Annotated in this window: 13 protein-coding genes; all 13 read left to right on the plus strand. The window is 70.1% G+C overall.

The genetic code is table 11. The features are described 5' to 3' along the window. Window positions 1-119 precede the first annotated feature (119 nt). Window positions 120-1,967 carry a phage tail sheath C-terminal domain-containing protein gene (locus ACZ4MH_RS10345; protein ID WP_351601401.1) on the plus strand — a complete coding sequence of 616 codons (1,848 nt, stop codon included), beginning with the start codon at window positions 120-122 and terminating at the stop codon, window positions 1,965-1,967. Window positions 1,968-2,010: 43 nt separating this feature from the next. Next, window positions 2,011-2,535 (plus strand): phage tail protein, encoded by a 525-nt coding sequence (locus tag ACZ4MH_RS10350; protein ID WP_351601404.1) that lies wholly within the window; start codon window positions 2,011-2,013, stop codon window positions 2,533-2,535. A 47-nt stretch (window positions 2,536-2,582) separates the two neighbouring features. Further along, on the plus strand, window positions 2,583-3,338 hold the full coding sequence (locus tag ACZ4MH_RS10355) for a T4 family baseplate hub assembly chaperone (protein ID WP_351601407.1): 756 nt from the start codon (window positions 2,583-2,585) through the stop codon (window positions 3,336-3,338). After that, window positions 3,331-4,074 carry a hypothetical protein gene (locus ACZ4MH_RS10360; protein WP_467754454.1) on the plus strand — a complete coding sequence of 248 codons (744 nt, stop codon included), beginning with the start codon at window positions 3,331-3,333 and terminating at the stop codon, window positions 4,072-4,074. Before ACZ4MH_RS10355 ends, ACZ4MH_RS10360 begins: the two co-directional genes overlap by 8 nt. 73 nt (window positions 4,075-4,147) lie before the next feature. Continuing rightward, window positions 4,148-5,080 carry a Pvc16 family protein gene (locus tag ACZ4MH_RS10365; protein WP_351601709.1) on the plus strand — a complete coding sequence of 311 codons (933 nt, stop codon included), beginning with the start codon at window positions 4,148-4,150 and terminating at the stop codon, window positions 5,078-5,080. A gap of 33 nt (window positions 5,081-5,113) precedes the next feature. Beyond that, entirely contained in the window at window positions 5,114-7,159 is a 2,046-nt protein-coding gene (locus ACZ4MH_RS10370) for an ATP-binding protein (RefSeq protein ID WP_351601712.1), read from the plus strand. After that, on the plus strand, window positions 7,150-7,491 hold the full coding sequence (locus tag ACZ4MH_RS10375) for a hypothetical protein (RefSeq protein WP_351601704.1): 342 nt from the start codon (window positions 7,150-7,152) through the stop codon (window positions 7,489-7,491). The genes ACZ4MH_RS10370 and ACZ4MH_RS10375 overlap by 10 nt, the downstream gene beginning before the upstream one ends. Continuing rightward, window positions 7,488-14,480 carry an eCIS core domain-containing protein gene (locus tag ACZ4MH_RS10380; protein ID WP_467754455.1) on the plus strand — a complete coding sequence of 2,331 codons (6,993 nt, stop codon included), beginning with the start codon at window positions 7,488-7,490 and terminating at the stop codon, window positions 14,478-14,480. The genes ACZ4MH_RS10375 and ACZ4MH_RS10380 overlap by 4 nt, the downstream gene beginning before the upstream one ends. 16 nt (window positions 14,481-14,496) lie before the next feature. Continuing rightward, entirely contained in the window at window positions 14,497-15,189 is a 693-nt protein-coding gene (locus tag ACZ4MH_RS10385; protein WP_351600825.1) for a hypothetical protein, read from the plus strand. Beyond that, window positions 15,186-15,851, plus strand: coding sequence for a hypothetical protein (locus ACZ4MH_RS10390; protein ID WP_351600822.1), 666 nt, complete (start codon window positions 15,186-15,188; stop codon window positions 15,849-15,851). The genes ACZ4MH_RS10385 and ACZ4MH_RS10390 overlap by 4 nt, the downstream gene beginning before the upstream one ends. Continuing rightward, entirely contained in the window at window positions 15,848-16,234 is a 387-nt protein-coding gene (locus ACZ4MH_RS10395; protein ID WP_351600831.1) for a LysM peptidoglycan-binding domain-containing protein, read from the plus strand. The genes ACZ4MH_RS10390 and ACZ4MH_RS10395 overlap by 4 nt, the downstream gene beginning before the upstream one ends. Continuing rightward, entirely contained in the window at window positions 16,227-17,369 is a 1,143-nt protein-coding gene (locus ACZ4MH_RS10400; RefSeq protein WP_351600819.1) for a hypothetical protein, read from the plus strand. The genes ACZ4MH_RS10395 and ACZ4MH_RS10400 overlap by 8 nt, the downstream gene beginning before the upstream one ends. A 65-nt stretch (window positions 17,370-17,434) precedes the next feature. Then, window positions 17,435-17,962: a phage baseplate assembly protein V gene (locus tag ACZ4MH_RS10405; protein ID WP_351600816.1), complete on the plus strand. Its 528-nt coding sequence runs from the start codon at window positions 17,435-17,437 to the stop codon at window positions 17,960-17,962. Window positions 17,963-17,972 lie beyond the last annotated feature (10 nt).

A 17,972-nucleotide genomic window follows, 5' to 3' on the forward strand; every position in this document is an offset into this window, starting at 1 on the left:
GGGGAGAACTGATGAGCAGTGCGCGGCCGCGTAGGGGCGCGGTGGCGTCGGCTTGGCCACCTCCTCCCCACCTCCCTCTTGGTGCCTCTTACTCGGTGCCTGAAGGGATTGGAGGGGGAATGCCGACAAACGCGACCTATCCCGGCGTCTACGTCGAAGAGCTTCCCAGCAGCGTCCGTACCATCGCCACCGTCACCACCTCGGTGACCGCCTTCGTGGGACACACTCGCCGCGGTCCGCTCAACCACCCGGTGCGCGTCACCAGCTTCGCCGACTTCGAGCGCCGCTTCGGCGGGCTGACCTCGAAGAGCCCGCTCAGCTACGCCGTGCACCAGTTCTTCGGCAACGGCGGCACCGTCGCCGTGATCGTCCGGGCCGTCAAGGCGGGCACCGGCGAAGAGGCATGCGTCACCCTGGAGTCCACCGAGGGGCACAGCGAGTGCCCGGTGCTGGAGGTGCACGCCAAGGAGCCCGGCATCTGGGGCGACGGCCTGCGCGTGGCCGTGGACCACGACACCACGGCCTGCGAGGAGACGTTCAACCTCCAGGTCCTCGACGCCAAGGGCACCGCCCGCGAGTCCTACGGCAACCTGTCCATGGACCCCGAGAGCGGCCGGTACGCCGAGACCGTGATCAACGCCGGCTCCCAGCTGATCCGCGTCAAGGTCCTCGACGAGGGGCGCCCCGACCCCTCCGGCACGGTCTCCAAGCCGTTCGCGCACGAGCTGCCCGACCTGGCCGTGGACCTCACCGTCAAGATCGGCGAGGTGGAGCGCGAGTTCACGCTCTACGACCCGGACCAGGACGGCGAGGCCCCCTGCACCGTCACCGAGCTCGCCCTCCTCCTGGAGCGCAAGCTGCGCGCGCTGCCGGACGCCCCCGGCAAGCACGCCTTCGCGGGCGCCCAGGTCACCGCCTTCGGCCGCCGCCTCCAGGTGGTCGCCGGGTCGGCCGACCCCGAGGACGTGGTGCGGTTCGTCGGCGAGTGCGCCAACGACCTGGGCCTGGAGGCCTCGGTCAATCCGCCGGTCTTCCCGCTCTCCGGCGGCGTGGACGGCGACGCGCCGGGCCCGCGCGACATCATCGGCAGCGAGGCACGCAAGACCGGCCTGCAGGCGCTGCGCGACGTCGACGACGTCAACCTGCTGTCGCTGCCGGAGCTGTCCGCGTACGAGAACACCGAGGACATGGTCACGGTGCTCTCGGCCGCCGAGCGGCTCTGCCAGGAGCGGCGGATCTTCCACCTCGTGGACGCGCCCTCGACCTGGGTCTCCGTGGACTCCGCGCGGGCCGGCATCGGCGCCTTCGAGTCCGTCCGCGGCAACCACTCCGGGCTGTACTTCCCGCACCTCCAGCTCACCGACCCGCTCACCGGCCGGCTGCGCACCTTCCCGCCGTCCGGCGCCATCGCGGGCGTCATCGCCCGTACCGACGGCGAGCGCGGCGTGTGGAAGGCGCCGGCGGGCACCGAGGCGCGCCTGGCGGGCGTGCACTCCCTCTCGGTCAAGCTGACCGACCGGGAGAACGGCCTGCTCAACCCGCTGGGCGTCAACTGCCTGCGCACCTTCCCGATGGTCGGCCCGGTGGTCTGGGGCGCCCGCACGCTGCAGGGCGCCGACGCGCTGGACAGCGAGTGGAAGTACGTACCGGTCCGCCGGCTCGCGCTGCACGTCGAGGAGTCCCTGCTGCGCGGCCTGCAGTGGGTGGTCTTCGAGCCCAACAACGAGCAGCTGTGGCAGCAGATCCGGCTGAACGCCTCGTCGTACCTGCACGGCCTCTTCCAGCAGGGCGCCTTCAAGGGCGGCACGCCGCGCGAGGCGTACTTCGTCAAGTGCGACAAGGACACCACGACCGCCGAGGACATCGACAACGGCATCGTCAACGTCGTCGTCGGCATCGCGCCGGTCAAGCCCGCGGAGTTCGTGATCGTCAAGATCCAGCAGATGGCCGGACAGTTCGAGCTCTAGCCACGCATCCGTCAGCGAAGGAACTAGGCAACGAAGGAATCCGATGGCTGAGTTCACCATCAACGCCCATCGCTTCGACCCGTACAAGAACTTCAAGTTCCTGGTCCTGTGGGACGGTCGGACGGTCGCGGGCATCAGCAAGATATCCCCGCTCAAGCGCACCACCGAGGTCGTCAAGCACCGGCACGGCGGCGACCCCAGCTCGCCGCGCAAGTCGCCCGGGCGCTCGGAGTTCGAGGGCATCACCCTGGAGCGCGGGGTCACCCACGACCCGGAGTTCGACCGCTGGGCCAACAAGGTCTGGCAGGTCGGCGCGGGGCTGGGCTCGGAGGTGTCGCTCGCGGACTTCCGCAAGGACATCGTCATCCAGGTCCTCAACGAGGCCGGTCAGGTCGCCGTCTCGCACAAGATCTACCGGGCCTGGCCGAGCGAGTACCAGGTGCTCGGCGAGCTGGACGCCAACGCCAACGCGGTGGCGATCCAGAGCCTGAAGCTGGAGTGCGAGGGCTGGGAGCGGGACTACGAGGTCGAGGAGCCGCAGGAGCCCTCGTTCACGCACCCCGCCTGAGTCACCCCGTACGAGAGACACCCGAGCACCACCGGACGAGGTGAGGAATGGCGGTCACCGGGCCCGCTGAGCTGCTGGCCACCTGGGAGGCCGGGCTGGCCCTGCAGGACAGCGGCCGTGCCCTGCTGCTGCACCGCGCCGCCCGCCCCGAGGCCGGCACCGACGCACTGCTGTCGGTGCCGGCCGGGGAGCGGGCCGCCGACCTGTTCGCGCTGCGCCGCGCGCTCTTCGGCGCGCGCATGCAGGTCAAGCTGGCGTGCGCGGACCCGGAGTGCGGCGCGGCGATGGAGTTCGAGCTGGACGCGGCCGAGCTGGGCGCGATCCGGCCGGCGCCACCGGAGGACGGCCTGCGGGTCGCCGAGGGCGGCTGGTCGGTGACGTTCCGGCTGCCCGCCGTCGCCGACCTCACCGAGGCCGCGGCCGCCGCCACGGACGCGGCGGACGCCCGGCGGCTGCTGGGTGCCCGCTGCGTGCTCACCGCGGTACGGGACGGCCGTACGGCGACGGAGGAGGAGCGCGCCCGGCTGCCGGAGGCGGTACTGAAACGGTTCGCCGAGGCGGTCGAGCAGGCCGACCCCGGCGCCGAGGTGACGCTCAGCATCACCTGCCCCGAGTGCGGCGCGGCCACCCCGGCCGAGCTGGACATCGCCGGCTACCTGTGGACCGAACTGGACGCCTGGGCGCGCGACGTGCTCCTGGACGTCCACCTGCTCGCCTCGGCCTACGGCTGGAGCGAGCCCGAGATCCTGGCGCTCAGCCCGCTGCGGCGCCGCTACTACCTGGAGCTGTGCGCAGATGTCTGACGACTACTTCGGCCGGCTGCTGGCGCGGCACGCACTGCCGGGCGCGCCCGTCGGCCGCACGGTGACGGCGGCCCCGCGCACACTCGTACAGCCGCGTCTGCCCGGCCCCTTCGAGCGCATCGAGGCACTGGGCGGCGCGCCCGCCGAGCCGCACGCTCCGGCAGCGCGGTACCCGCACGCACCCCTGACCGCCGCGCCCGAGGGCGAACAGGCCGCCCTCCAGCGGGAGATCAGAACCATCGAACGGGAGACGACCGTACTGCGGCCCGAGACCGCGCGCCCGGACGCCGCGGACGCCGCCGAGCGGCCCGTCCGGCCGGCGGCACCGCTGCTGCGGCCCGCCACACGGCCGGAGCCGGGGCCGCGACCGGCCGCACCCGAGGGGCAGCGCTCCGGAGCACGGCGTACGGCCGGCCGTCCGGAGGAGCCGGGAGCGCCCCGGCCGGCAGCCGCGCCCGCCCGCCCGGAAACGGACGCCGCCCCGCGCGCCGTGACGCCCGCGCTGCGCCCCCGCACGGAGGTGCCCAAGGCCCGCGACACGGCACGCGCCGCGGCCGCCGGGCGGCGCGGACAGCGGCCGGCCGAGCGCGTCGTGCACGTACAGATCGGGCGGCTGGAGGTCAGCGCGGCCGGCCCGGACCGGCCGGCGACGGGCGCGCGGGCGGGCCGCGCCGACCGCCGGGGCCCCGCCCTGAGCCTCGCCGACTACCTGGCACGCGGGGAGAGGACGAGCTGACGGTCATGGCCACGACGACCGCACGGACTTCACGGACCTCACGGTCTCCACGGACTTCACGGGGAATGGATTCATGAGCAACGCACTCGCCGTCGCGACGGTCACCCAGGCCCTTGCGCTGCTGATCGAACACAATCTGCACCCCGAGATCGACATGGCCGTCTCGGTGGAGACCCGCAAGCCGCCGGCCGACCCGCCGACGGACCCGACGGTCACCGTCTTCTGCTACCAGGTCACGCACAACCCCTCCATGCGCAACAACGACCTGGTCACCCGCGCCCCCGACGGCACGCTGCTGAAGCGTTCCGCGGCGGCGCTGGACCTGCACTACGTGATCAGCGCGTACGGCGAGGAGACCGAGCTGGTCGGGCAGCGCCTGATCGGCAGCGTCGTGCGCACGCTGCACGAAATCCCCGTACTGCCCAAGGAACTGATCGCGGAGGCGGCGCAGCGGCCGTACCTGGACGGCAGCGACCTGGCGGAGTCCGTGCAGAAGGTCCGCTTCACGCCGACCCAGATGGACGTCGACGAGACGTCGAAGCTGTGGGGAATGCTGCACAACACGCCCTACTCCCTGTCGGTGGTGTACCAGGCGTCGCTGGTCCTGCTGGACGGACACGAGAAGCCGGCGGCGGCCAAGCCGGTCAGGCGGCCGGAGGTACGGGTGGCGCCGTTCGGGGCGCCGGGGGCGCCGGAGCGCCCGGAGCGGCCGGAGCGGCCGGGGGCGTCGGTGCCGCCGGTACTGGGGGATGTGCAGGCTCTGCCGGGTGCGCCGGCCGGGGGCGCCGCGCCCGCGGAGGCTCGTCCCGAGGCGCCTTCTGAGGCGGCGAAGCGGCCCGCGAAGAAGGCGGCGGCTCCCGCACCGGCCAAGCAGGGCGACGCCCAGGCCGACGTTCAGGCCGACGCGAAGTCCGTTGCCACGCCCGCGCGTTCCCGTACCCGTACCCGCAAGGCGACCGGCGGCGCGAAGGGCGCCGCCCGTACGGACGACGGCAAGGAGAGCTGAGGCAGGGTGCGCGAGACGGGGGCGGAACAGAACATGGGCAGCGGCAAGGGACCGGGCACGGCGGACCACGGCACGGACGACGGCGCCGTGCTCGCCGCTGCCATCCGTTCCGTACTGACACGCCTGGACGCCCATGCCGCGCGGGCACGTACAGGCCGTACGGACACCTCGCCCACCGGGGACGCGGCGGACCCGACAGCCGAACCGGCCGGTTCCGCCGTCGCGCCCGCACCCGCACCCGCCTCCACCGCCGCCGCCGCTGAGCCGCGCTCCCCCGCCACCCCGCGCGCCCTCGAAGCGCTCGCCGCCTGCTTCGGCCTCAGCCGCTTCGAGCAGGAGCTGGTCCTGCTGGCCGCGGCGGCCGAACTCGACCCCACCACCGACGCCCGCTGCGCCGCGGCGAGCGGCGACCCCACGCGTACGTACCCGACGTTCTCCCTCGCCCTGGCCGTCCTCGGCGACCCGCACTGGAGCGCCCTCACGCCCGTGGCGCCGCTCCGCCGCTGGCGCCTGCTCGAGCTGGACGACGAGACCCGGCTGACCACCACCCGCCTCCGCCTCGACGAGCGCATCCTGCACTTCCTGGTCGGCACGCCCTACCTGGACGCCAGGCTGCACGGTCTGCTCAGCCGCACCACCGCGCCCCCGTCCCTCCCGCCCTCGTACGACGCGGCCGCCGACCGCGTCGCCGCGGGCTGGTCCGGCGCGGGGACCGAGGCACCCCTGCGCGTCGAGCTGGTCGGCGCCGACCTGCGCACCCGCGCCGACATCGCGGCCACCGCGGCCCGCCGCTCCGGCCTCGGCCTGTACTCCATGGCCGCCGACGACGTCCCCACCGACGCCGCCGAACGCGACCGGCTGGCCCGCCTCTGGCAGCGCGAGGCGATCCTGCTCCCCGCCGCCCTGCTGATCGAGGTCGGCGAGCTGGACCGCGAACAGCACGCCGCCGCCGACGCGTTCATCGCGGGCGCCGCCGTACCGCTGGTCGTCTCCAGCCCGGACCCCCGCCGGACCGGGCGCCCCCGCGGCGAACGCGTCACCGTCCCCAAGCTCTCCGACGAGGAACACCTCGGCCTCTGGACGGACGCCTTCGCCGACGTCCCCGAGGTCACCGACCGCCATCTCCAGTCCCTCGTCGCGCAGTTCCAGCTCCCCCCGCACGTCGTGCGCCAGGCCGCCGCCACCGTCCGCCGCGACCTGCCGCACTCCGACGTGCTGGACGGCGCGGAACTCGCCTGGCAGGCCGGTCTCACCGAGGCCCGCATGGGCCTGGACGAACTGGGCCGCCGCATCGAACCGCGCGCCGGCTGGGACGACCTGGTACTCGCCGACCGCCAGCTGCGCGTCCTCCAGGAGATCGTCGCGCACGTACGCCGGCGCAGCACGGTCTACCAGGACTGGGGCTTCGCGAAGGCGCTCCGCAGCGGCCTCGGCGTCACGGCCCTCTTCGCGGGCGGCTCGGGCACGGGCAAGACCCTGGCCGCCGAGGTGATGGCCAAGGAACTGGGCCTCGACCTCTTCATCATCGACCTCTCCCAGGTGGTCAGCAAATACATCGGCGAGACCGAGAAGAACCTCAGCCGCGTCTTCGACGCGGCTGAACGCGGCGGAGCCCTGCTCCTGTTCGACGAGGCGGATGCCCTCTTCGGCAAGCGCAGCGAGGTCAAAGACAGCCACGACCGCTACGCAAATCTCGAAGTCAGCTACCTCCTCATGCGCATGGAGGCCTACCGCGGCCTCGCCGTCCTCACCACCAACATGAAAAAGGCCCTCGACTCGGCCTTCATGCGCCGCATCCGCTTCGTCGTCGACTTCCCCTTCCCGGCCGAGAGCGAGCGCGCCGAAATCTGGCGCCGCGTCCTCCCCTCCCAGGCCCCCACGAAGGGCATCGACCCGTCCCTGCTGGCACAGCTCACAGTTGCCGGCGGCTCGATCCGCAACATCGCCCTGTCCGGGGCCTTCCTCGCCGCCGACGAGGGCGACCACCTCCAGATGCGCCACATGCTGGCCGCGGCACGCACCGAATACCTGAAGCTGGAACGCTCCCTGACCCCGTCGGAGGTCCACGGATGGGTCTGAACGAGCCCGGTCACGAGGGCGGCGTCCGGAGAGACGCGGCCGCGAAGACGGCAGCGCCCGCGCGCTCCTTCCGTATCGACATCGGTGAACTGGTCCTGGACGGTTTCGACGACCGCCTCGACCCGGACCGCGTGTCGGCGTCCTTTGAACGCGAACTCGCCCGCCTGGTCCACGAGCGAGGCATCCCCCTTGCCGCCGACGGCTCCCCGGTATCCCTGGACGGGCTCACAGGTCTGCCGCCCCTGCCACGTACAACATCCTCCACCCGCCTGGGCGAGGCCCTGGCCCGCTCGGTCCACGCGGGCCTCACGGGACGAGGTGAGGCCCGATGAGCACCTCGACCTCCTCTTCCCGGGACAACAGCCAGTCCACCGCCGCCGAAAAGCGCCGCAAGCGCAGGGAACGGAACGCCAAGTCCCGTACCCCCGAGCCAAAGGACATCGTCAGCGGCGCGGGCCAGCCCCTCGACCTGAGCGTCCGCCGCGACCTGGAGGAACAGCTCGGCCACGACTTCAGCCAGGTCCGCCTGCACACAGACCGCGAGTCCGGCGAACTGGCGGAGCTGATGGGCGCCGACGCCTTCGCCGTCGGCCAGGACATCTTCTTCCGCGAGGGCACCTACCGCCCCGGCACGGCCGACGGCCAACGCCTGCTGGCCCACGAACTGCTGCACACGGTCCAGAACCCACACGGCCTGGGCGCATTGCGAGCGGGCCGCGACCTGGGCGCGGTGAGCCTCCCCCAGGAAACAATCGAACGCGAGGCGGAGTCGGCGGCCCAGTCGTCCGTACTGGGCGCGCTGCAGGATTCCGTACGCCCGGAGGAAACGCCTGCGGCCGAGGTCGAGGAGGGGCGGGGTACGCCGGGGTGGCTGCGGTACGCGACGGTCGACGCCGACCGGCGCCGCATGGAGCAGCTGGACCCGGCCACGCTCGTCGACCGCCTCGCCAACGGCGTCCTCCGCTCCCTCCGGGGCGACCCGCAGGACCTCTCGGGCCGGGTACGCCTGCAACTGGCACAGATGTCACCGGACGTGCAGGAATCGGTACTGGACCGGCTGGAGGTACGCCTCCTCACACCCGAGATCGACCGCCTGCTGGATCTTGTGGAGGAGACGGAACACGGCCCGCTGCCGCTGGACGCGGCCGCTGCTCCCGAAGCCGTACCGGACGAGGCCGAAGCCATCCGGCAGGAACGTGCCCAGGAGACCGCCGCCGCCAACGACGAGCGCCGCGGCGCGGACAAGGCCGACGACGACCGGCGCAAGCACGAACAGCAACGCAAGGACGCGGACCCGGCGGGTGACGGGGGCGTACCGGGGCGCGATGACGCATCCCGGACCGTTCCGGGCGACGCGGGCAAGGCTTCCCCCGCCGAAGAGGCGTCGGGCCGGCCTCCCGGGAAGGCGCCCGGGCAGTCGTCCGCCAAGCCCAAGGACAAGTCCGGGGGCGAGGGCAAGGACAAGGAAGACGGTTCCGCGCGGCAGAAGGAAGGGGCCGAGGCCAAGGAGCAGGACAGGAAGTCTGCTGACCGGGACAAGAAGGACGACAAGAAGCAGGGCGAGCAGCAGAAGGCCGAGCAGGACAAGGACGACAAGGAGAAGGACAAGGGCGCGGAGGAGGACGCCCAGGAACGAGCCGCGGAACAGCAGGAACAGCAGCCTGCCGGGGAAGAGCGTACGGACGAGGCCGGACACTTGGACGGAGCCGCGACCCCCGGGGCCGTCGACAAGAGCACGGCGGAACCGGGCGAGAAGGACCGCACCGGCAGCGGCCACACCGTCCAGCGCACCCTCGGCGACCCGGAGAACGAAGAGGACGCGGACGACGAACCGCTGGGCCTCGAAGACGAGTCGGCGGAGCTGGACGCGGACGACGACCTGGGCGCGGAGGAGGACGAGGACGCGGCGAGCGGCGAAGCTCCGGTGCCCGATGTCGGCCTCGAAGAGGCGACCCCGGCGGCAAAGGACTCTTCCCTGGTCAAGGCCCGGCAGGACGGCAATCACCGAGTGACCGGGCGTCCGGCGTCAGCGGACGCCGCGCCTGCGGCCGAAGCACAGGAATCCGGCGCTTCCTCCGTCTCTGCGGACGCCGAGGCCGACGAAGAATTCGCCCAGGACGGCCGTACCGATGATGCCGCCGAGCAGGAGGTCGGACCGGACCCGGCGGCGCAGCCCACTGCGGACGGGGTGACGTTCGGGACACCCGGCTCGCAGGGCTCGGGCCCGACGGCACCCGGCGAAACCGACCGCGAGAACGCTCAGGCCGAAGAGCACAAAGAAGACTCCGAGGCGAAGCGGCGGGACGAGGAAGCACGCAACGCCGACGGGACCGGCATCAAGCAGACTCCCGGCGCAGGGGAGACGGCCCCGCCCGGTCAGTTGGCGAAGGCCGACGAGGACGCGCGCCGCCAGACGAACGGTTCGTCCTCGGACAGCTCGGCCTCCAAGTCCGGCAGTGGCAGCAGCGCCGGAGGCGGCAAGGACACCGGAGACAAGGACGCCAAATCACCCGACGCGTCCGTCAGTGCGAAGGGTAAGCAGGACTCCGCAGACTCCAGGAAAGAAACCGGTACGGATTCGGCCCCGGCCGGCGGCAAGGACACGGGCAAGGCCCAGGACGCCCCGGCATCCGAGGACGGCGCGAAGTCGAAGGAGGACTCCTCCGCGCCGTCGGGCACCCCCGACTCGAAGGACGGGGCCGGAGAACAGGGCACCGCCAAGGAGCAGGACGTCACGGGTGGGAAGGGCCCCGCCACGGCGGCGGGTCCGCAGACGGGCCCGGAAAAGGTCTCCACGGCCGGTCCCTCCGACACTCCCAAGCTCGCTCCGGGCAGCGGCCCCTCCCCCAAGTCGCCCGGCCCCGAGGCCAAGGACAACGCCCCCAAGTCCGAGGGTTCGCCCAAGCCCGGCGCCCGGCCGAAGGTCGCCGCGCCCAAGCGGCAGGCGGCCCGGCAGGCCGCCAAGAACGTCCGCCGTGGTGGCGGCGGAGGCGGCGGCGGCCGCACCGCATCGGCTCCGGCCCCCGCGCGCGCCGGCCGCGGCGGCGGCCGCGCCGCCTCCGCCCCCGCCAAGCCCAAGAAGGACGCCCCCGCCCCCGACGTCTCCAAGAGCACGCCTGAGGCGGGCCTCGCCACGGCGTCGAAACTCAAGCCGTACCAGATGGTGGAGACCCTCAAGGGCGTCGACAGCGCCGTGGGCACCTCCGTGGACAAGGAGCGCACGGCCCTGCGCAAGGGTCCGCCCAAGACCCAGCGCCCGGTCGGCTCGCCCAAGACCGTCGCCGGCGGCCCGACCCCGGCCGCTCCCGGTACGTACACCAACGCCAAGGTCTCCCGCACCGACGCCGCCAAGGGCAAGACGCCGGAGATCAACGGCGAGGAAAGGCCGAAGGGCGAGGTACCCGGCGCCGAGATGGAGGAGCCGAGCTGGTGGGACATCGGCGTGACCATCGGCGCCAAGCTCCTGGGCAAGGTCCTCAAGGAGATCCTGCCGCTCGACGACCTGATCGACTCCATCCTCGGCATTCCCACGGTCGACGAGGGAATGAAGGGCAGCAAGGTCGGTGACGCTCCCGGTCTGCCCCTCCAGGACGATTCAGATCCGCAGCGCACGGACGAACAGGGCCAGAAGCTCGACGAGCGCAAGTCCGAACTGCACCAGTCCGGCCGTGAGGACGCCGCCCGTCCCATGGGCGAGGATCAGATCTACCCGGACGTCCCCAAGGAGACGCTGACCGGCAAGGTCCCCGGAGGCAAGAAGGGCGCCAAGAAGGGCGGCGGCCCCAAGGCTCCGGGGGGCGGCGCCGTTCCCATCGAGTCCGCCTCCGCCGTCGCCGAGCGCGACCGTGGCCCGCAGATCCAGGCCGGCTTCAACGATGGCCGCCAGAAGATGGGCGACGAGCGGAAGAACAAGGACGAGAAGGCCAAGGACGACAAGCAGAAGCACGACCGGGACCTGAAGCGCGAGGTCGACTCCAGCAGCAAGACGCAGGAGAACGAACGCGAAAAGGGCCAGTCCGAGATCTCCTCCTCCCGCGAGAAGTGGCGGAAGGAACAGGATGACAAAGTCGAGGAGATCGACGGCAAGAAGAGCAAGAAGCACGAAAAGATCCGCAGGGACATCGACGACAAGGAAAAGAAGACCGACGAGGACGTCGACAAGCGGACCGAGGACGACAACAAAAAGATCGACGACGAGCAGGACGGCGCGCAGAAGGAAGCGGAGAAGAAGCAGGACGACGGCAAGAGCAATGCCGACAACTGGCTCGACGAGGCCATCAACAAGCTCAAGGAGATGTTCGAGAAGCTCGTCAATGAGATCAAGGACATCTTCAAGCGGGCCCGCAAGGCCGTCACCGACCTCATCGACCGCTTCAAAGAGCAAGTCTTCAAGCTCATCGATGACGCCCGCAACTGGGTCATCCAGCAGATCAACGACTTCGCCGACGCCCTGATCGCCCTCGGCGACGAGCTGCTCGCCGATTACCCGGCGATGCGCGACAAGTGGCGCAACACCATCGACGGAGTCCGCGACTACGCCGTACAGAAGGTCAATGAGGCGGCGGACGCGCTCAAGGAAGTCGCCGGCAAGCTGCTCGACGGCCTGTGCAGCGCTCTGATCGCCGGTCTCGACGTCCTGGAGAGCGGGCTTCTGTCGGCGGTCGACGTCGTCAAGAGCGCCACCGTCGGCGCGCTGGAATTCGGCAAGCAGGTGGTGGCCGGGCTCGGCGAATGGGCCGCCATCTTCAACGACATCGTCTCCGACCCCGGCGGCTGGATCAGCAAGGCCGGAGCCGCGGCGGAGACCGGCGCCAAGGAATACCTCTTCGACGAGATCAAGGCGGCCGTCAAGGAGTGGTTCAACCAGAAGGTCCAGGAAATCATCGGCATCCCCATGGAGGATTTCCAGGAGCTGATCTCGGGCGGCGTCACCGCCGAGGAGATGGGCCGGATGGCGTGGGACGAGGCGCTCCCGCAACTCCCGGTGATCATCGGTGTGATGGTCATGGAGAAGGTCGTCGCCAAGCTCATTCCGGGTGCCGGCTGGGTCATGACCATCATCGACGCGCTGCAGACCGCCTGGGGCGCGCTCAGCGAAATCCTTCGCGCCTTCGGCCTCTTCATGGACTTCCTGAAGTCGGTCAAGAGCGGAAACGGCGCCCGCCCCTTCGCCAAGGCGGTCGCGGCCGGCGTCGTCGCCCTGCTGGAACTGATCTACCAGGCGCTGATCGAAGGCGTCAGCCGGTTCATGGGCGGGGTCACCCGCAAGCTGGGCGACATGCTCAAGGGCATCCGCAGAAAGAAGAACCGGCCGGACGCCCCCGGTCAGCCCGGTGACAACAGGCCGGCGGGCAACAACCAGCAGGCGCCGGCGGGCCGACCCGACCGGACCGATGAGCCGGGCCCGACCCACCAGCCCGGCCGGACCGACAAGCCCGCCGACCACCCGGCCCCGCACAAGCCCTCCCCGGACAAGACCTCCCGCCCGAAGCCGGGCCCCCGCCCCGCGAAGCGCCCGTCACCCGAGAAGAAGCCGCGCCCGGCCCAGTCGAAGCCGAAGAAGAAGCGCGACGAGCACGAGCGCCGCGAGGAGGGCCGCGAGGTCAACGCGGCACGGCGCCGGATGCAGGACGCCAAGCGCAGGCTTCGTGACGAGGACGACAGGCCCACCCTCGACAAGCGCCGCGGCCCTGGCCGCGACACGCTCAAGAAGCGCCGCCCGGACGACCGCCGCCGCGACGAAGACCGTCCCGACCTGCGCAAGCCCGACGCCGGCCGGCCGGACAAGCGCCACCCCGACGACAAGCACCCGGACAAGAACCGCGACCGCGACAAGGACAAGTACAACGACAGGGACAAGGACGGCACCGACCGGCGCAAGCCCGACCTCGACAAGAAGCAGCCGCGCCGCCGCCCCGAGTCCCGCACCCGCCGCAAGCTCCGCCGCGCCCGCCAGACCATCAAGTCGGCCCTGAACCGCGCCCGCCGCGCCGCCCGCAAGCTCCACGGCAAGGGCCGCAAACTCGGCCGCCGCCTCAACGACCGCTCCCGCCACATGCGCGACCAGTGGAGGCGCCGGCACGACCGTGACAGGAACCGGGAAAGGCACCACAGCAGGGACCGGGCACGGGACAGGAACAAGGAGCAGGAGCCCAACGGCGTCACGGACTTCGACCTTCCGAAGGTGCGGTTCCGGACGAACGACGGCGAAGCGCACACGCTCTTGTTCAACGGGCGTGGCAGGAGCGCCGACCTCGCGGTCCGCAGCATCCTTCAGACCATGTCGGGATACTTCGACGGCTGGCGAAAGGAGATCGAAGAGCTCAGGCAGAACGATCGGCACGATCTCGCGGACCAGTCGACGCAGCTTCTCGGCGCCGCAGAACAGCAGGCCCAGAAGGTCGAGAACATGCAGGGAGCCCTGCCCAAGCCGCGCAACCGGCGCGGCATCACCCGGGGGCCCCTGGGCGACGTCACCTTCCAACGCCGGATCGAGCGGCTCAGGGACGCGATGGAATACCTGGCGGAGCTGCTGGAGCAACGGAATGCCGGAGACAAGGAGCCTCCGCTGCCCGCGACCATCCTGCCGCCGTTCTCGGACGGTCCCATGGCGTTCAATTTCAAGGCCAAGTTCATCAAGAAGAGCACGCCGAAGGGCACGGAGGCCCATCAACGCACGGGTGCCCAACCGGTGGGGTGGAAGGAACTGGCGGGACTTCCGGGTGGTCTTGCGGAACGGCAGAGCCACTGGGTGCGCATGCACATGCTCCCGACGCTGATCGGTGGTCAGGCATCCACGTCCAACCTGGTTCCCGCGCTGGGCAGCATCAACACCAGGGCCGCGGTGGACATCGAACACCCGGCGCAGGCGGCCCTTGGCCACAACGTCCTCTGGGGGACCATCCCGCCGGTGCCGGAGAAAATGATTTGGTATCAGGTAGCGATCAACTATCGAGGGCAATACCCCGGATTCCCTCGGCGAATCAGCGTGAATTGGGGCGGCTACAAGCCGGTCGGTGGCCAGTGGAAAGAGCAGAGCGCTTCCATGACCTGGGCGAAACCCTTCCAGCCGCCGAACATCCCCATCGGCTTCGACATACGCAAGGCGAATGCCGCAAGCATCAGGATGGTGACACGGGTTTCCGAGGCCACCGCGTCGGAAATCGCACGCCTGCTCGGCACGCCAGGTCAGTACAACAGCGTCGACGATCTCGCCGCGGCCCTGCTGAACGGCCAGGGGGGAAGCACCGGAGCGGCGTCGAACCGGTTGCGCAAGGATGTCGCCAAGTTGATAGCCGCCCGCAACAAGATCCGATTCTGATCCGGAGACACAGGACATGACGAACCCAACTCCTCACGAGCAGCGCTGGATCGCGGCGCTCGACGAGCTGCGCAACTGCGCCGATCTCCATGTGACCAGGGACCATCAAGAAGGGCCGGACACGGACGCCCCGGATGCGCGCAGCGTCTTCGGGACGCTCGCGGAGCAGGACGGCGTCGTGCTCGACCCGGCTCTGCAGGCGTGCTACCTGCGCTTTAGTGGCCTGGGGGCCTGCTGGGGCTTCGGGGAAGAAGAGTCGGACCCGCTGTTCGCCGGCGAGTTCAATCTGCTGCCCCTCGTCCAGGCGATCCGTCAGCAGCCCCCCATCGACCGCTACCCGTACGCGTCGCCCGCACAGCTGGAAATTGTCTCCGAACTTCGGGATTTCGACGGAACGCCCATGGCGGGGGCCGGGCACATCACTTCTCTGAGGATCAAGCAGGGCGGTGTCCACACTCCAGAAATCTGGTTCAGTGACAACCCGCTCGGATTCCACCGTATGGATATCGATCTCTGCGGATATCTCGATGCACTGCGCGTCACCAAGGGCACGTTCGGCTGGCAGTACCTGTTCACTGACGTCTCCTTGGCGGACGAGCACCACGAGGTCACTGCGGAGTTCCTCACCGAAATGCTCGACGTCTTCCCCGAACTCTTCCCGCAGCACGACTACGCGCCTCTGCGGGCACGTCTGGAGGCCCGGCTGTGACCACCTACGCCGACATACCCAAGCCCATCCGCTCCGGGCTCGTCATCGTCGACCCCGAGCGCGGTACCCCGCAGCGGATCATCGTGTTGCAGTTCAATCCCGACACGTTGGAGCGGTCTGTGGCGCCGCAAGCCGCTGGTGGGGAAGGGGATGGCGGTGGAGGGGGCAGCGGTGGCGACCGGAACGAAGCCCTGCGCCTCAAGGGGCCCGCGCAGGAGACGTGGAAGTTCACCGCGGAGATCGACGCTACGGATCAGCTGGATGTGGCGGCGCCGGATGGGATTCATCCGCAGTTGGCTGTGTTGGAGATGTTGGTGCAGCCGACCACCGCGCAGTTGCGGGCGGCCAGCAAGCTCAGCAAGAAGGGGACCATCGAGATCAGTCCCATTGAGACGCCGCTGACGCTGTTCACTTGGGGCAGCAAGCGGGTCATGCCCGTCAGGCTCACCGAGTTGTCGATCAATGAGTCCGCGTTTGATGTGAACCTCAATCCGATCCGGGCTTCGCTCAGTATCGGGATGAAGGTGCTGACCGTGAGTGATCTGCCGGCGGGGCATCGAGGGGCTGAGCTTTACCTCGCGCACCTCGCGCAGAAGGAGCAGTTGGCGCGGCGGGCGCGGGCCGGGAGCTTGGCGCAGTTGGGGCTCGGGGGAGGGATCTGAGCGTGATCGAGCCGTATGAGAGTGCGTTGGACGATGTGCCGGGGGCTCATCCGTATCCGCGGAGCAGCCGGTATCACGATGTGCGGATCGGGGTGCACAGGAACAGCGATGGCACTGAGGTGAAGTATGCCCAGCGGAGGCTGTTGCCCCCGCTTGAGCAGGACGCGGACGACACACTGCCGCACACCGTCAGTGCCGGGGAGCGGGCCGATCAGCTCGGGCAGCGGTACTTCGGGGATTCGGGGCAGTGGTGGCGGATTGCCGATGCCAATCCCGTGCTGGCGCCGGGTGAGCTGACCGATGAGCCGGGTGAGGAGATAGCCGTGCCGTTGCCCGGTGGGTTCGCCGGCGGGATGGGCGGGCCGGGGGTGCGGAATGGCTGATGATCTGCCCGTGGGGGGCGGCCCCATTCATGTCTCGTTGTACATGGGGCCGAAGTTGGCGCGGCTGGTTCCGCAGGAGGTGACGGAGGCGCTGCTGTCCGCGCAGATCACCAGTACGGCGGGTGAGAGGAGTGGTTTTCAGCTTGCCTTTGACCTGACGAAGAAGGGGGCGATCATTCAGCGGCTCCTTCCCGAGGGGTTCTTCGATCCCAAGACGCGGGTCATTCTGACCGTTGCGGTCAAGGGGACGCCGGTGGTGCTGCTGGACGGGCTCATCGTGCGGCAGGAGGTGGGGGCCAGTAATCAGCCCGGGCAGACCACGCTGACGGTGACGGGTGAGGACCTCACGCTGCTCATGGACCTCGAGGAGCGGACGGATCGGTACCCCAACCTCGCGCCTTCGCAGCGGGTGGAGCGGATTCTCGGCAAGTACGCGGATTACGGGATCGATGGCCGGATCATTCGGGAGCAGGTGCCGCAGCCCCCGAGGGAGCAGTTGCGCATCGATTACCAGACGGGGACGGATCTGCAGTATGTGAATGAGTTGGCGAGGGCGAACGGTTACACGTTCTACCTCGACCCCGGGCCGGTGCCAGGGCGGTCGACCGCCTTTTGGGGCCCGGAACAGCGGCTCGGCCAGCGGCAGCACGCCTTGAATGTGAATATGGATGTGAACTCGACTGTGGATCAGTTGACGTTCGCCTATGACGGGACCGCGAGAGAAGAACCGCAAGCGCGCGTGCAGGACCCCGTGACGCGGCGGGCGCCGCTCCTCGCGCAGCCGGACATCAGTCCCCTCAGGCCGCCGCTCGGACGGCGGGCCTCGCCGGCTCTCAAACGAAAGACCCTCAGCGGCACAGCGAAGAAGGACGAGGCGCTGGCGAAGGCGGAGGCGTTGGGACGCGCCGCGACGAGTGCTGATGCCATTTCCGGGTCGGGGCAGTTGGACGTGAACCGGCATGGATATGTGTTGCGGCCACGGGAGTTGGTCGGAGTCCGGGGGGCGGGTGTCACGTACGACGGGGATTACTACGTGAAGAGCGTCACCCATAACCTCCGGCCGGGGTCGTACCAGCAGAACTTCACCCTGTCGCGCGAGGGACTGATTGCCCGCAGCGACCGCGTACGACCGTAAGTCCGCAGCAATCCGCAGCAATCCGCAGCGAACCACCACAGTGACACCGACCAGGAGCAGGCAGCATGGCGCCAGCATCGAACAATCGCTTCCTCGGCAAGTTCCGGGGCCGGGTGGCGAGCAACAACGATCCGTTGCGGATCGGCCGGATCACGGCCCATGTGCCGGACGTACTCGGTGACGAGGCGTCCACCTGGGCCATGCCCTGCTTCCCGTTCACGGGCGCGCAAGCGGGTCAGTACGTGATCCCGAGCGAGGGCGCCGGTGTGTGGATCGAGTTCGAGCAGGGGGACCCCAGTTTCCCGGTGTGGACGGGGTGTTGGTACGGCGCCGAGGCCGAACTGCCGGTGGACGCGCAGGCCGGGGCGCGGGCGGGTGCCGAGCCGGTGGTCATCGAGACGCAGGGGCATCACAAGATCGTGCTGTCCGATGTGCCGGAGGAAGGGATTCTGCTGCAGGCGCCCGGCGGCGCGTACGTACGGATCAACGCGGCGGGTGTGCAGATCAACAACGGGCAGGGCGCGTCGATCCTGCTCCAGGGCGACCAGGTCGACATCAACGAGGGCCGGCTGACCGTGCCCAAGAAGCGATAGCGAAGACGGG

The sequence above is a fragment of the Streptomyces sp. NPDC026301 genome (assembly GCF_055567935.1).